The 13573-nt window shown below is 70.4% G+C and carries 12 protein-coding genes and 3 pseudogenes; 6 read left to right on the top strand and 9 right to left on the bottom strand.

The window, feature by feature from the left end:
* Window positions 1-237: 237 nt before the first annotated feature.
* Together ACWDA7_RS15865 and bldG are read right to left on the bottom strand one after the other, a co-directional pair.
* Window positions 238-678 (bottom strand): ATP-binding protein, encoded by a 441-nt coding sequence (locus tag ACWDA7_RS15865; RefSeq protein WP_450604775.1) that lies wholly within the window; start codon window positions 676-678, stop codon window positions 238-240.
* Between the two features lie 105 nt (window positions 679-783).
* The gene (gene bldG / locus ACWDA7_RS15870; protein WP_355328032.1) at window positions 784-1125 is read right to left on the bottom strand and encodes an anti-sigma factor antagonist BldG; all 342 of its coding nucleotides are present in this window, start codon (window positions 1123-1125) and stop codon (window positions 784-786) included.
* A gap of 79 nt (window positions 1126-1204) precedes the next feature.
* Between bldG and ACWDA7_RS15875 the strand changes: the two genes are divergently transcribed.
* Window positions 1205-3826 carry a DEAD/DEAH box helicase gene (locus tag ACWDA7_RS15875; RefSeq protein WP_450604776.1) on the top strand — a complete coding sequence of 874 codons (2622 nt, stop codon included), beginning with the start codon at window positions 1205-1207 and terminating at the stop codon, window positions 3824-3826.
* A 181-nt stretch (window positions 3827-4007) separates the two neighbouring features.
* Here ACWDA7_RS15875 and ACWDA7_RS15880 read toward each other — a convergent pair whose 3' ends face one another.
* The 3 genes and pseudogenes from ACWDA7_RS15880 to ACWDA7_RS15890 form a co-directional block, all read right to left on the bottom strand.
* On the bottom strand, window positions 4008-4151 hold the full coding sequence (locus ACWDA7_RS15880) for a hypothetical protein (protein WP_450604777.1): 144 nt from the start codon (window positions 4149-4151) through the stop codon (window positions 4008-4010).
* A pseudogene (locus tag ACWDA7_RS15885) lies at window positions 4148-4735 on the bottom strand (type II secretion system F family protein); the annotation flags it as partial. The pseudogene ACWDA7_RS15885 and the gene ACWDA7_RS15880, both read right to left, overlap by 4 nt.
* Window positions 4736-5005: 270 nt before the next feature.
* Window positions 5006-5242 carry a GntR family transcriptional regulator gene (locus tag ACWDA7_RS15890; RefSeq protein WP_450604778.1) on the bottom strand — a complete coding sequence of 79 codons (237 nt, stop codon included), beginning with the start codon at window positions 5240-5242 and terminating at the stop codon, window positions 5006-5008.
* A 148-nt stretch (window positions 5243-5390) separates the two neighbouring features.
* Here ACWDA7_RS15890 and ACWDA7_RS15895 point away from each other — a divergent pair, with 148 nt between their 5' ends.
* The 3 genes from ACWDA7_RS15895 (at window position 5391) to ACWDA7_RS15905 (ending at window position 6542) form a co-directional block, all read left to right on the top strand.
* Window positions 5391-5729 carry a hypothetical protein gene (locus ACWDA7_RS15895; protein WP_450604779.1) on the top strand — a complete coding sequence of 113 codons (339 nt, stop codon included), beginning with the start codon at window positions 5391-5393 and terminating at the stop codon, window positions 5727-5729.
* Complete coding sequence (locus ACWDA7_RS15900) at window positions 5726-5881, top strand: hypothetical protein (RefSeq protein WP_450604780.1); 156 nt, start codon at window positions 5726-5728, stop codon at window positions 5879-5881. The genes ACWDA7_RS15895 and ACWDA7_RS15900 overlap by 4 nt, the downstream gene beginning before the upstream one ends.
* A 469-nt stretch (window positions 5882-6350) precedes the next feature.
* Window positions 6351-6542: a hypothetical protein gene (locus ACWDA7_RS15905; RefSeq protein WP_450604781.1), complete on the top strand. Its 192-nt coding sequence runs from the start codon at window positions 6351-6353 to the stop codon at window positions 6540-6542.
* Window positions 6543-6680: 138 nt separating this feature from the next.
* Here ACWDA7_RS15905 and ACWDA7_RS15910 read toward each other — a convergent pair.
* Together ACWDA7_RS15910 and ssd are read right to left on the bottom strand one after the other, a co-directional pair.
* Window positions 6681-7367 (bottom strand): annotated as a pseudogene (locus ACWDA7_RS15910) (ATPase, T2SS/T4P/T4SS family); the annotation flags it as partial.
* Window positions 7368-7370: 3 nt separating this feature from the next.
* A pseudogene (ssd, locus tag ACWDA7_RS15915) lies at window positions 7371-8461 on the bottom strand (septum site-determining protein Ssd).
* A 570-nt stretch (window positions 8462-9031) separates the two neighbouring features.
* Between ssd and ACWDA7_RS15920 the strand changes: the two are divergent.
* Window positions 9032-9856: an HAD family hydrolase gene (locus ACWDA7_RS15920; RefSeq protein WP_450604782.1), complete on the top strand. Its 825-nt coding sequence runs from the start codon at window positions 9032-9034 to the stop codon at window positions 9854-9856.
* A 396-nt stretch (window positions 9857-10252) separates the two neighbouring features.
* On the opposite strand, the gene ACWDA7_RS15925 is transcribed toward ACWDA7_RS15920, so the two are convergent.
* Window positions 10253-11077: an oxidoreductase gene (locus ACWDA7_RS15925; RefSeq protein WP_450604783.1), complete on the bottom strand. Its 825-nt coding sequence runs from the start codon at window positions 11075-11077 to the stop codon at window positions 10253-10255.
* Window positions 11078-11178: 101 nt separating this feature from the next.
* Here ACWDA7_RS15925 and ACWDA7_RS15930 point away from each other — a divergent pair, with 101 nt between their 5' ends.
* Window positions 11179-12159 carry an ATP-binding protein gene (locus ACWDA7_RS15930; protein WP_450604784.1) on the top strand — a complete coding sequence of 327 codons (981 nt, stop codon included), beginning with the start codon at window positions 11179-11181 and terminating at the stop codon, window positions 12157-12159.
* A gap of 18 nt (window positions 12160-12177) precedes the next feature.
* On the opposite strand, the gene ACWDA7_RS15935 is transcribed toward ACWDA7_RS15930, so the two are convergent.
* Window positions 12178-13437 carry a hypothetical protein gene (locus tag ACWDA7_RS15935; RefSeq protein ID WP_450604785.1) on the bottom strand — a complete coding sequence of 420 codons (1260 nt, stop codon included), beginning with the start codon at window positions 13435-13437 and terminating at the stop codon, window positions 12178-12180.
* Window positions 13438-13573: the final 136 nt, after the last annotated feature.

Consider the following 13573-nt stretch of genomic DNA (forward strand, 5'->3'; position numbering starts at 1 on the left):
ATTGGCTTAGCGAGCCTGAGCGTTGCTCAGCCTTGGGAGCCAATCACCTTCGCGCCCTGGTACTGAACGACAGGAGCCGCCAGCCCGCGTGGCACGTCCCTCCGGACGCTGGTCGACCGGGCCGCAAGACCCGACCGAGGAGGGTGCCCGACCTCGCCTGGGCGCCGGGCGTGCGCGTAGCACTCTGCCACAGGTTCACTACGCTTCGCTAATCCAACTGGTGAGCCTACGGGAAGGTCAGGCCGGGAGCGTGGCCGGCGGCAGGGTCGGCCAGCTCATCCTGATCTGTCCGCCGCTCTCCCCGGCGGTGACCTCGACGTCGTCGACGAGACCGCTGATGACCGCGAGGCCCATTTCGTCCTCTTCGGCCTCGGCGTCCGTCTCGTGGGCGCCTCCGGCACCCGGCGACCTGTCGCCGGGCACCGCGTGCGGCGCCTCGTCGCCGACCTCGATGGAGAACTGCTTCTCCTCCTCGGTCAGCAGCACCCGCACCGGCGCCGAGATGCCGTTGCTCTGGTGCAGTCCGACGGCTCGGGTGCAGGCCTCGCCTACGGCGAGCCTGACCTCGTCGAGTACGGCCTCCTCCACTCCAGCCCGGCGCGCCACCGCTGCCGCCACGAGTCGGGCGGTCCTGACATGTTCGGGCAGCGCGCTGAAGAGGAGTTCAACGGTGGCCATGCATCCCCCTCGGTACTTCGGGCGTGCGATCAGGTGGCCGGGCCGCAAAAAAGCCCGGCCCCCCCGTCTTGCTTCTGCCGTCCGGGCCAAGCGGCCCGGCACGGGTCAGTCGGTGGCCGCCACCGCTTCCTCGACCGAGGTGTGAATCGGGAACACCTTGGTGAGGCCGGTGATACGGAAGATCTTGAGAATGCGCTCCTGGTTGCACACCAGGCGCAGGGAGCCCTCATGGGCCCGGACACGCTTCAAGCCGCCCACCAGAACGCCGAGCCCGGTGGAGTCGAGGAAGTCCACGCCCTCCATGTCGACGACGAGGTGGAAATTCCCGTCGTTCACCAGCTCGACCAGCTGCTCGCGCAGCTTGGGCGCGGTATATACGTCGATTTCGCCACCGACCTCGACGACCGTACGATCGCCGACGGTACGGGTCGCCAGGGACAGGTCCACGGATCCTCCAGCACCTTGCTATCGAGCGGTCGCCCCTCGGGACACCTCGGCGGAGCCCCGGGACGGTTCGCCAGCCGCGATGGCATTCAATCACTTACCGGCAGGCGTGCACGACGCCTTGGTCCCATTGTCCGTCACGCCAGTGACACACTCGGTGCCGATGGCCAAGAATCACCGATCCGATCGACCCTCGACGGGCCCCGTGTCCCGCCTGTCGCCGAGCACGGTCCTGGACCGGCTCGCCGCAGGACCGAGCCGGGCTGCGCGCATCACTCATACGGAGCACTTGCCCCCGCGAGAGGGCCGCCATGCCGTCTGGCCGGACCGGATCCGCGCCGAGGTCATCGCGGCCGTGCAAGCCGCGGGCATCGAGCACCCCTGGGCCCATCAGGCGCTCGCCGCCGAGCACGCCCTCGACGGCGACTCGGTGGTCGTCGCCACGGGCACAGCGTCGGGCAAGTCGCTCGCCTACCTGGTGCCGGTCCTCTCGTGTCTGCTGGACGGCGCACAGGCCCCGAACGGGCGCGGCGCGACCGCCCTCTACCTCGCCCCGACGAAGGCCCTAGCGGCGGACCAGTGCCGATCCGTGAAGGAACTTTCACAACCCCTGGGGCCGGCTGTGCGCGCCGCGGTGTACGACGGCGACACGCCGCCCGAAGAACGCGAATGGGTGCGTCAGTACGCCAACTACGTCCTGACCAACCCCGACATGCTGCACCGGGGCATATTGCCCTCACACCCGCGCTGGTCCTCCTTCCTGCGTGCCCTGAAGTACGTCGTCATCGACGAGTGCCACACCTACCGCGGGGTCTTCGGCTCCCACGTCGCCCAGGTCCTGCGCCGCCTGCGCCGCCTCTGCGCCCGCTACGGCGCCTCTCCCGTCTTCCTGCTGGCCTCCGCGACCGCCGCCGACCCCGCGGTGGCCGCACGGCGCCTCACCGGCCTCCCGGTCGTGGAGGTCGCCGACGACGCCTCCCCACGCGGGGAACTAGTGTTCGCCCTGTGGGAGCCCCCGCTCACCGAGCTGCACGGCGAGAAAGGCGCGCCCGTCCGGCGCACGGCCACCGCCGAGACCGCCGACCTGCTGACCGACCTAGCCGTGCAGGGCGTGCGCTCGGTCGCCTTCGTCCGCTCCCGGCGCGGCGCCGAGCTGATCTCAGTCATCGCCCAGGAACGCCTGGCGGAGGTGGACCGCTCCCTCGCCCGTCGTGTGGCCGCCTACCGCGGCGGCTACCTTCCCGAGGAGCGCCGCGCCCTGGAGCGCGCCCTCCACTCCGGAGAACTCCTCGGCCTCGCCGCCACCACCGCCCTGGAGCTCGGCGTCGACGTCTCGGGCCTGGACGCCGTCCTGATCGCCGGATACCCAGGGACCCGGGCGTCGCTGTGGCAGCAAGCTGGCCGCGCCGGCCGGGCCGGACAAGGTGCCCTCGCGGTGCTGGTCGCCCGGGACGACCCGCTGGACACCTTCCTCGTCCACCATCCCGAGGCCCTCTTCGACCAACCGGTGGAATCCACCGTCCTCGACCCGGACAACCCGTACGTCCTCGCCCCGCACCTGTGTGCGGCGGCCGCCGAGCTCCCGCTGACGGAGGAGGACCTGGAACTGTTCGGCCCAGCCAGCGCGGAGCTGCTGCCTCAGCTGGAGACCGCGAAGCTGCTGCGCCGCCGGACGAAGACCTGGCACTGGACCCGCCGGGAACGGGCCGCCGACCTGACGGACATCCGAGGGGAGGGCGGGCGCCCCGTGCAGATCGTCGAGGCCGGCACCGGACGGCTGCTCGGCACGGTCGACGCAGGCTCCGCCCACACGACGGTGCACGAGGGGGCTGTCCACCTGCATCAGGGCCGTACGTATCTCGTGCGGACGCTCGACCTGGAGGACTCCGTCGCCCTGGTCGAAGAGGCCAACCCGCCGTATTCGACGGTTGCCCGCGACACGACTTCCATCTCCGTCCTGGAGACGGACATCGAGATTCCCTGGGGCGAGGGCCGGCTCTGCTACGGCTCCGTCGAGGTCACCAATCAGGTCGTCTCCTTTCTGCGCCGGCGCCTGATCACCGGTGAGGTGCTGGGCGAGTCGAAACTCGACCTCCCTCCTCGTACGCTGCGCACGCGTGCGGTGTGGTGGACGATCACCGAGGACCAGCTGGACGAGGCCCGGATCAACCCCGAGATCCTCGGCGGCGCCCTGCACGCCGCCGAACACGCCTCCATCGGCATGCTCCCGCTCTTCGCCACCTGTGACCGCTGGGACATCGGTGGTGTCTCCATCCCGCTCCATCCCGACACCCTCCTCCCCACGGTCTTCGTCTACGACGGCCATCCCGGCGGTGCGGGCTTCGCGGAGCGCGCCTTCCACACGGCCCGTGCCTGGCTGACCGCCACCCGCCAGGCCATCGCGTCCTGCGAATGCGATGCAGGCTGCCCGTCCTGCATCCAGTCCCCCAAGTGCGGAAACGGCAACGACCCGCTGCACAAGAGGGGCGCCGTCCGGCTCCTCACGGTGCTGTTGCGTGGAGCCCCGGAGGACACCGAGAACCAGACGCACAATCCGCGAACGGCAGGGAACACGACGGACCGTAGGGACGGGGCCGAGGACGAGGCGGTGGCCGCAGTGGCTAGGGACGAGAAGGAGACCGAGGCGGGGGCCCCGCAGGTCCCCGCGGCGCCGTCGGTTCCGCCGGGCCGGCCCTCGCCCTGACCTCGGCCGCGAACGGCAGCCACTTCCCCACGGCGGCCCACAACTCGGCCCGCCGCCCGACGGCACCCGCCGCGCCGTTCGGCCCGTCCGGCGCACCCTTCAGCTCATGAAGAGCTCGCCCTCGCGGCCCCTCGGACACCAAAGCCCTCCAGTCCGGGAACGCCCGCCCCCTCGGGTCCTGCTACACACCGTCCCGCCACAGCACCGCGGCCAACCGGCGCCGCACCCTCCGCTCGCGCCGCGCGGTGACCACCATCCACGCCAGCCACCACAGCGCCAGCACCCCACACAACATCCCCAGGCTGTGGACAACGTCACCGCTCATGCCGCTTCCGCTCCCCGCACGATCCACATGGCCCACCAAGGGCCCGCTGCCTCCAGCACGCCACCGACCACCAGACAGGCCAGTCCCGCGCCGGTGTGCAGCAACACGTGCAGCGAACGGGCACCGAGCACCGCACCCAGGAGCAGCCCGAGGACCGGCAGCCCAGCGAGCAGGACCGCCGTCGAGCGGGCGCCCGCCAACTGGGCGCGAAGATCCGCCCGCTGGTCGCGCTCGGCGCGCAGGGCCGCCTCCAGCCGGTCGAGCCCGGCCACCAGTCCCGCGCCCCGGTCCACCGCCACCCGCCAGCACGCAGCGAGCCCGGACAACCCGTCGGCCCCCGGCCGGCGTGCCGCCTCCGCCAGCGCGCCCGGTCCGTCCCCGCCGAAGCGTGCCGCAGCCAGCACCACCGCCTGGGCCTCGCCGAGTCCAGCCGAGTCACGCGCCGCACGGAGCAGCGCCTCGCCCGGCTGGCGTCCCGCGCCCACCTCCCCGGCGAGCGCTCCGCACAGCGCGATCACCGCCCCGCCGCGCTCTTCGCGCGCCTGCCGCGCCCCGCGTGCCCGCCGGACCCGACGCAGCAGGGGGCGTTTCCGTCATATCTGGTGTGCCACCCGTTTGACTGTTCCGAGTGGCCGGCGTTGTGCTGCCGGGACAGGCTGGTCGCGGAGTCACACTGCCTGACCTACCCCCCTCGGTCAGGCAGTTGGGAATCCACGCAGGGCACGCCTTCCTCCCGTATTCACGACGCAGGACGGGGCGGGAGGCGCGCTCTCCGTCGACCTCAGCCCGCGCCGCAAGTGCGCATTCCGACGCCCCCTGCACGGCCCGCGTTGGACCGTGCAGGGGGCGTCTCGTCATGCTTGGGGCTTGGCGACGAACGAGCCGAGGCCCGGCTCGGTGTACGTGAGCCCCTCCGCGCGCAGGGCCTGCAGCACCTTGTGTGCCGTCGCGTTGGCGATGCCGAATTCCTCCGTCAACTGCACCACGGATGGCACGCGCGTGCGAGGCGGGTACGTTCCGTCGGCGATCCGCTGCCGGATCACCTCGGCGACCTGCCGCCAGCGTGGGATGTCGGGGGCGAACTCGATCATCACCCCAGCATCGGCATACCTAGTCGTCTACGCGATTCGTGGGATACCTAGCATGCCTGTAATGCTGGCGCTATCTTGAGGTACACAAGACCCCGGCGACCGTGCGACCGGTCCCGGGGCGTGGCCAACCTGATGAGAGCAGGTCAGCATGACTGAGGCTACCGACACCGCACCCGTCTGGGGGAGGGCTGCGCTCCCGCTTCCCGGCGTGGGAGACCTGAGCAAGCAGCAGCAGCGCGGAGCCGCGTGCGTCTGGTGCAAGACGACCCTCACCGCAGAGACGGCCGTCGACCTGGGCGAGCGGCGGATAAGGGTCCTGGACAGCCACGTGGCCGCCTTCCCGCGCGGCTGCGGACCCTGTACTGCGGAGGCCGCGCTCCGCGCCCTGCACGACCACGCGCCCGGCTGCGACGAGTGCGTCGCCGACGCGGGCAGCTGCGAGACCGGCGTGAAGCTGCGCCGCCTCATGCGGGAGGGGCGCCGATGATCTGCGCACGCTGCGACGAGCCGATCAAGAAGGACCAGGAGTACGTCACGCAGGACATCGAAGCCGCATCCGGCCCAGGCGCGGTCATCCACCTGCACAAGTGGTGCCAGCGGGTCGCCGCTGCCCAGCCCCTGCGGTACCCGGCCCACTGACGATCCCCGGCGCGCCTTCGAGCGGGGCGTGTCGGGAAGGGCGGCCGCTACGGCGAGCAGGACAGCGGCCGCCCTGCACAACATCGGCGTGGCGCTGCGCCGCCTGATGCGAGAGGCGCGACGATGACCTGAAAGGCGGGCAACTCCTGGCACGCCCGACGGCCCCAGCCGGCCTCACCCCCCTTGGCCGGCTGGGGCCGCTTCACGCCCGCAGCAACACCCCCTGACCATGCCGAGCAGGGTGAGGCGTGTCCTTCCCGGACCATCCCCGCGCCCCCTACCACTGGAAGCAGGTTCACCCAATGACAAACAGTGACAAGCTGCTCGAGCGCATCGTCAAGCGCGTCAACAGAGCGGCGACTCCTTCGACATCACCATCACCGTCGGCGGCACGCTGATCACCGGGCGGCTCACTTCCCGTGCCGCGTGGCTGGGAAGCAGCATCGGAGCACTCAATCAGGTAGATGCGATGAAGGGCTTCGCAGACGAGTTCGCGACCGAGAGCGGCTCGCTGGACACCGAGGACGCCCTTCACCTCGCCGAGGGCAGGGTCGTGTTCGGCGCAGAGCCCTTGGTCTTCGCTGGGACCGGTTTTCTGCGTGTCCCTTTGGCCAAGGTGGACTCTTGGGCGATCGGCCGCGTGGACATCCGGCGCGACTAGAACGACGGAGTACAGACGCGCCGACGCCCATCAGGCCGCTCTGCGCCTCACGGTCCCGGCTGGGACCCCCGACCCGGCTGAGGCTGCTTCATGTTCGCAGTAACCCCCTGTGACCATTACCTAGTGGCGCTACGGCTAGATATTCGGGTTGCCCGAACCGGTCCCGCCGCTGATGACGTAGGAGAGCCGCGAGGCGATCAGTGCCCGCAGCACCCGGCCCCCGCCCGGCGGCACCTTCCCCGCGGCCACCTGCTCGCCGAGGATGAAGGCCCCCGGCCGGACGACCCGGAGGGACAGGCGCGTGGAGCCGACCGCGACCGGCGGCAGCACCGCGCGCAGCCGGGTGCCGTCGGGCAGACGGGCGTCGACCCACGGTCTGGCGTCGTCCAGCCGCCTCCCGGCCACGGCCGCCAGCCGCTGCACGAGGCGTCGTACGGCCGCCGCGTCCGCGAAGGACACCGCGGTCAGCTCCAGTCCGCCGCCCCGGTCCACCCACACGCGGTCGGGTGCCGAGACCAGGACGTCGGCCACGGAGGGATCGGCGAGCAACGGTTCCAGCGGTCCGCTGCCGACCAGCTCCGAGCGCAGCTGCCGTGCCGCGCCCAGCACCTCGGCGTCCCCGAGCACCCGCCCCTGCTCGCGCAACGCCTGTGCCACCCGCGCGGGGGTCGGCTCAGCCCCGCTCTCGGCCAGCCACTGGCGTACGCCGTCCAGCAGCCGCGTGCCCTCGCCGAGTCCGGCCGCCTGCTCACGGCTTCCGCTCACCCCGGCACCGCCTGCCGCGCCGCGTTCCGCCCTAGCCGTCACGCCCCAGCCCGTGTTCATACGTCAGTCACCCGCCTCGGCCAGCGCCCGCTCCCAGAAGGCGGAGCAGAATCGGGCGAGCGGCCCCCGTGCCGCTCCCCCGGGCGGCACGGAACCGTCCTGCGGCGGCGTGTCGAAAGGCACTTCACCGACCAGCGGCAGCCCCAGCAGGCGAGCCACCTCGCGGTCGTCGAGCCCCGGCGCGTACGGCCGCGGCCCCCTGACCGCGATCCGCAGATCGCCGAGGACCATGCTGACGGCCGAGGCCACCCGCCGTGCGGCAGCGACGGCTCGCAGCTCGGCGGGAAGGACCAGGATCCCGACGTCCACCTGGGCGAGGACTTCGGCGACCCCCTCGTCGACACGGCGCGGTAGGTCGACGACGACCGCGCCGCCAGGCCGCGGCCAGAACCGCGCGCACCGCCTGCGGCGGGATTGCCACAGTGTCGCCGCGGTCCCAGCCTGAGTACCCGCAGCGCGTGCAACTCGGGCAGGGATTCCTCCAGAGCGCCTCCGCCGACCCGGCCGCGGGAGGCGGCGAACGCCGGCCAGCGCAATCCTGCGGTGGTCTCGCCGCCGAGGAGCACGTCGAGTCCGCCGCCCAGGGGATCCGCGTCCACGAGCAGGGTGCGCCTGCCCTCACGTGCGGAGGTGACGGCCAGCGCGCAGGCGAGCGTGGACGCACCGGCCCCGCCACGGCCGCCGATCGCGCCCCCGGTGAGCGCCGGACGGCCGCCGCCCTCCGCCACGTCGGCGATACGGTCGACGAGCCACTGCTCGCTGTCCGGCAGCAGCAGGACGTGGTCGGCGCCGATTTCCACGGTACGCCGCCACACGCCGGAATCGTCCTGATCCCGCCCCACCAGCACGACCCCTCGCCTGCGCACGGCTCCCCGCACGCGGCGCGCCGCGTCGTCGCCGACCAGGACAAGCGGCGCTGCCTCCCAGCTGCCGCGCTGTCGCGGGACGCCGGGGTGCACCTCCGGTCTGGCACCCGCGGCCGCGCACAGGCGGAGCAGGTCGTCGAGGAGTTCCGCGTCCTCGGTGACGATCAGAGGTCCGCTTCGCCGCCCCTCTGCGACGGCCGTCCCGTCGCGTGTGATGGCTCCCGCCACGATCTCCAGCCCCCTTCACTGCTTCGTCCGCGGGGCCCACTTGGACCCCGCGCTTCCCGTTAAGGTGAAGAACCGGTAACCGGTCTCCTTATGAGAGGCCGATAGGAACCGGCCATACGCCTCCGGGAAACGGAACGGTCATGAACTCGCCGCCGCCGGACGCGTTGGAATCACGGTGCAGCGTTCCGGAAAATCATGTGGATCTTGGTCGAAAACTGTGGACAACTCAGTGGATGTGAATATCGCCTTCACCCCTACAGCGCCGGCCTGGGCGATTTCCGCAGAGCAGCGATGTGACTACTGAGCGTGTCGGATCATGGGCATGCCGATGCCGCGCCCGCGAGGCCGCACCACGGCCGCGAGACCGCACAGGAAACGAGGAAAATGCATCCGGACATGCGACGACCCCCGCCGGGGGGGAGAGCGGGGGTCGTCCCCACGGCCGACTCGGGGGGGGAGGAGTCGGGCCGGGTTAGCACGGTCGCGAACGATCCGTGACTTCCATGGTGTACCCGAGAGGCCTCTCAGGCAAACCCACGCGCCCCACCTTACGCCGAATGGTGGGCGCCTATGCTCAGGCCCGTGGAAAACCACTCCTTGCCCCGCACAGCGGCCTTCTTTGACCTGGACAAGACGGTCATTGCGAAGTCAAGCACGCTCACCTTCAGCAGGTCCTTCTACCAAGGAGGACTGATCAATCGCAGGGCCGCGTTGCGTACCGCCTATGTCCAGTTCGTGTTCCTGGCCGGCGGCGCGGACCACGACCAGATGGAGCGGATGCGCGAGTACCTGTCCGCGATGTGCCGCGGCTGGAACGTCCAGCAGGTCAAGGAGATCGTCGCCGAGACGCTCCACGACCTGATCGACCCGATCATCTACGACGAGGCGGCCTCCCTGATCGAGGAGCACCACACCGCCGGACGCGATGTCGTGATCGTGTCCACGTCCGGCGCAGAGGTGGTCGAGCCGATCGGCGAACTGCTCGGCGCGGACCGGGTGGTGGCCACCCGCATGGTCGTGGGCGACGACGGCTGCTTCACCGGCGAGGTGGAGTACTACGCGTACGGCCCGACGAAGGCCGAGGCGATCAGGGAGCTCGCGGAGTCCGAGGGATACGACCTCGCACGCTGCTACGCGTACAGCGACTCGGCCACCGATCTGCCGATGCTGCGGTCGGTCGGCCATCCGCACGCCGTGAATCCGGACCGGACCCTACGACGCGAGGCGCTCGCGCAAGGCTGGCCGATTCTGGACTTCCACCGCCCGGTCCGGCTGAAGCAGCGCCTGTCGGTGCCGCCCAGGCCGGCACTTCTCGCGATGGCGGCGATAGGCGCGGCGGCGGCCACCGCGGGGTTCGTCTGGTACACGAGCCGACGACGCCCATCGGCCGTGTGAACCGCGTACCGCCGCGGACACACCCGTCCGATTCGCCCCTCTTTGAACCTAAAAGTAAAGAAGTGCATCGAGGACTTCCGCTTGGCCGACCCCAAGAGTACAAAAGGGATTAGCGGCCCGCGAGACCAAAGGACATCCGAAAGGATCACCTTTAATACACGCAGTTGGCCCCACGGACCGAGCATGAACGCAGGGCACCCACGCGACGTCGACCCGTCGATTACGGGCCAGCCGCACCAGGTGACGGGCAAGAGTTCCCGACCTGATGGGCGACATATCGAGGACGCTTGGTAACTCTGCGAACGTGCCAGCGGCGGTACGAGCCCTCGTACCGCCGCAACCATGCCCTGGGCCCCTGTGGGCCCTTTCCCATGCCCGGCAGCGGCCGCCCGAGAGCTACGCCGCTCCGCGCTGCAAGGCCTCGCAGACCGCGGTCGACTCACGCGCCCCCAGTTCGACCGCCTTCGCGCAGTGGGCGATCCACGCCGCCATGCCGTCCGGGGTCCCCGACACATAACCGTCGAGCGCGGCCACATAGGCCGCGCGGCCCAGTTCGGCGTGCCCGACTTCGGCCGCACAGATCGCCTTCGGGTCGAGCCCGCTGCCGACCAGCACGATGCGCTGCGCCGCACGCGCGACGAGGCCGTTGAGAGAGCCGAAGGGACGCAGGGCGAGCAGTTCACCGTGCACGACGGCCGCGGTCACGAGAGCCGGGGCCGAACCACCGGCGACGATCAGCTCAGAGAGCCCCTCGAGGCGGCCGGAGACCTCGGCGGCGCCCGGCAACGGCAGTTCGATGAGCGGCTCGTCGACCGGTTCGCCGTCCTGGCGCGGGCGTCCCACCCGCGGGTCGGACTCCGCGGCCGCCACCAGGTGCAGCCGTGCCAGCACCCGCAGCGGTGACTGCCGCCAGATGGACAGCAGTTGCCCCGCCTCGGCGGTCAGCCTGAGAGCCGCACCGACCGTACGGGCTCCGTCGTCGCCGCTGAAGTCCGTACGCCGGCGCACCTCCTCCAGGGCCCAGTCGGCGCCGGACAGTGCCGCCGAACCGCGTGCGCCGCGCAGCGCCGCCTCGGAGGTGATCTCGTTGCTGCGGCGTCGCATGATCCGGTGCCCGTAGACCCGGTCCACGGCTTTGCGCACGGATTCCACGGACTCGGCCACACCGGGCAGCGCCCCCAGGGCCGCGAGCGGATCGGCTGTCGCACCTGTCGTACTCATGAGTACGACACTACGCACCCCCACGCCCGCTCCTTCGATGGAGTGGTCTTCCTCACCTATGACTGTCACTCATAGCTACATCAAGACTACCCTTGGTGAACATGAAAATTGCTTTCGTAGGGAAGGGCGGCAGCGGCAAGACGACCCTGTCCTCCCTGTTCATCCGCCACCTCACCGCCGTCGGTGCGCCCGTGGTCGCCATCGACGCCGACATCAACCAGCACCTCGGGGCCGCGCTGGGCCTCGATGAGGACGAGGCCGCCGCGCTGCCCTCCATGGGCGAGCGACTGGGGCTGATCAAGGACTGCCTGCGTGGCTCCAACCCGCGGATCGCATCCGCGGAGACCATGATCAAGACCACGCCGCCCGGCGAGGGCTCGCGGCTGTTGCGGGTGCGGGAGGACAACCCGGTCTACGACGCGTGCGCCCGCCCGGTGGAACTCGACGGCGGCACCGCCCGTTTGATGGTCACCGGCCCCTTCACCGATGCCGACCTGGGAGTCTCCTGCTACCACTCCAAGACGGGAGCGGTGGAGCTGTGCCTGAACCATCTGGTGGACGGCCGCGGCGAGTATGTGGTGGTCGACATGACGGCGGGCTCGGACTCGTTCGCTTCCGGCATGTTCACTCGCTTCGACATCACGTTCCTCGTCGCCGAGCCGACCCGGAAGGGGGTCTCCGTCTACCGGCAGTACAAGGAGTACGCCCGCGACTTCGGCATCGCCCTGAAGGTCGTCGGCAACAAGGTGCAGGGTCCGGACGACCTCGACTTCCTCCGCGCCGAGGTCGGTGACGACCTGCTGGTCTCAGTCGGGCACTCGGACTGGGTGCGCGCCATGGAGAAGGGCCGCCCGCCCAGGTTCGAGCTCCTCGAGAACGCCAACCGCGGCTGTCTGCACGCTCTTCAGGTCGCCGCCGACGCCACCTACGAACTGCGCGACCCGGCGCGCTACATGCGCCAGATGGTGCACTTCCACCTGAAGAACGCTGCCAGTTGGGGCAACGAACGCACCGGGACCGATCTGGCGGCGCAGATCGACCCCGGATTCGTCCTCGGCGAGGGCCTGGCGGCCACCGTGTGACCGAGAGCCGCCCGGCGACTACCGCTTGGCCGCCGACACCTTGGGTGCACTGTTCGGAGACGGGGCGGGCGAACGCCCCAGGAAGGCCTCCCAGCCCTCGGCCGGGGCCTGCCCGACATCGAGTGTGCGCAGCTTCTCCAGGACCTGCGGGTCCTGCGCGTCCAGCCAGTTGACGAGCTGGTGGAAGGAGACGCAGCGCACCTCGGGCTGGGTGCAGACGCGTTCGATCACCTCCTGCACGGCACGCATGTAGGCGCCGCCGTTCCAGGACTCGAAGTGATTGCCGATGATCAAAGGTGCCCTGTTTCCGTTGTAAGCCCGCTGGAAGCCCTGGAGCAGGCCGTCACGGAACTGGACGCCCCACTCCTCGAACTTGTCGGGGTCGCCCTGCGTCCGGTCGCCCGACTGGCTGACCATGAAGCTGTAGTCCCTGCTCAACTGCTCGTCGCTGTGCCCGGGAAAGGGCACGAGCTGCATCGACAGGTCCCACACGCCGTCCTTCTTCGGCCAGACCTGCTTGCCTGTGCCGGAGCTGTCGTACCGGAAGCCCAGGTCCCGGGCCGCCTTCACAAAGTTCTCCTGTCCCTCCAGACAAGGCGTGCGGGCGCCGATGAGCTCCTTGTCGTAGTCGAAGGGCAGCGGGGGCTCCTCCTTGAGGCCGGAGTTCGTCTTCCAGGACTTCACGAACGCCTTCGCCTGGACGATCTCGTCCTTCCACTCCTCGACCGACCACTGGCCGACCCCGCCCTCGTTGCCGCAGAAGTGGCCGTTGAAGTGGGTGCCGATCTCGTTCCCCTCCAACCAGGCCATACGCAACTGCTCGGCGGTGTCCTTGACGCCCTTCTGGTCGTTGAAGCCGATGTCCGAACGCCCCGGCGAGTGCTCCGGCGGCCGGTAGAGCTCGCGCTTCTCCTCGGGCAGCATGTACAGACCACTGAGGAAGTACGTCATCGTCGCGTTGTTGGCCTTGGCGACCTTGCGGAAGTGCGAGAACAGCTTCTGGCTGTCCTCGGCGGCCCCGTCCCAGGAGAAGACCACGAACTGAGGTGGCCGCTGACCGGGCTTCAGCCGCTGAGGCCTGGGCAGATGGGGCTGGGAGCCGCTGTACGCCGTGGAGCCGTCGCCGATCAGGCGGACCGCACTCCCCGGCAGGGGACCGGCGGCCGGCCTCCTCGGGCCATCCTCGGAGCCGTTGCGGCCGCTCGAACAGCTGCAGAGCACGGTGGCGCAGACCGCGGCCAGTGCGACGCCCGCGGTGATCCTCTGGGTGGCGGCCATTTCGGCCCACCTTCTTCCTTCAGTCGGGGCCACGCCGATCAGGTGATGTGCGCCGCCGTGCGGGCGGAGCCCACAGTCACGCGCAGCCCCGTCAAGATCGCACGCGAGGCCGACAGGATTTTGTGGGACGAGCCGA

It is taken from the genome of Streptomyces sp. NPDC001156 (genome assembly GCF_053598275.1).

Bases quoted from the DNA above. Each gene is read 5' to 3' on its own strand.
- ACWDA7_RS15865 (WP_450604775.1), bottom strand. From the start codon at position 678: ATGGCCACCGTTGAACTCCTCTTCAGCGCGCTGCCCGAACATGTCAGG.
- ACWDA7_RS15875 (WP_450604776.1), top strand. From the start codon at position 1,205: ATGGCATTCAATCACTTACCGGCAGGCGTGCACGACGCCTTGGTCCCA.
- ACWDA7_RS15880 (WP_450604777.1), bottom strand. From the start codon at position 4,151: ATGAGCGGTGACGTTGTCCACAGCCTGGGGATGTTGTGTGGGGTGCTG.
- ACWDA7_RS15890 (WP_450604778.1), bottom strand. From the start codon at position 5,242: ATGATCGAGTTCGCCCCCGACATCCCACGCTGGCGGCAGGTCGCCGAG.
- ACWDA7_RS15895 (WP_450604779.1), top strand. From the start codon at position 5,391: ATGACTGAGGCTACCGACACCGCACCCGTCTGGGGGAGGGCTGCGCTC.
- ACWDA7_RS15900 (WP_450604780.1), top strand. From the start codon at position 5,726: ATGATCTGCGCACGCTGCGACGAGCCGATCAAGAAGGACCAGGAGTAC.
- ACWDA7_RS15905 (WP_450604781.1), top strand. From the start codon at position 6,351: ATGAAGGGCTTCGCAGACGAGTTCGCGACCGAGAGCGGCTCGCTGGAC.
- ACWDA7_RS15920 (WP_450604782.1), top strand. From the start codon at position 9,032: ATGCTCAGGCCCGTGGAAAACCACTCCTTGCCCCGCACAGCGGCCTTC.
- ACWDA7_RS15925 (WP_450604783.1), bottom strand. From the start codon at position 11,077: ATGAGTACGACAGGTGCGACAGCCGATCCGCTCGCGGCCCTGGGGGCG.
- ACWDA7_RS15930 (WP_450604784.1), top strand. From the start codon at position 11,179: ATGAAAATTGCTTTCGTAGGGAAGGGCGGCAGCGGCAAGACGACCCTG.
- ACWDA7_RS15935 (WP_450604785.1), bottom strand. From the start codon at position 13,437: ATGGCCGCCACCCAGAGGATCACCGCGGGCGTCGCACTGGCCGCGGTC.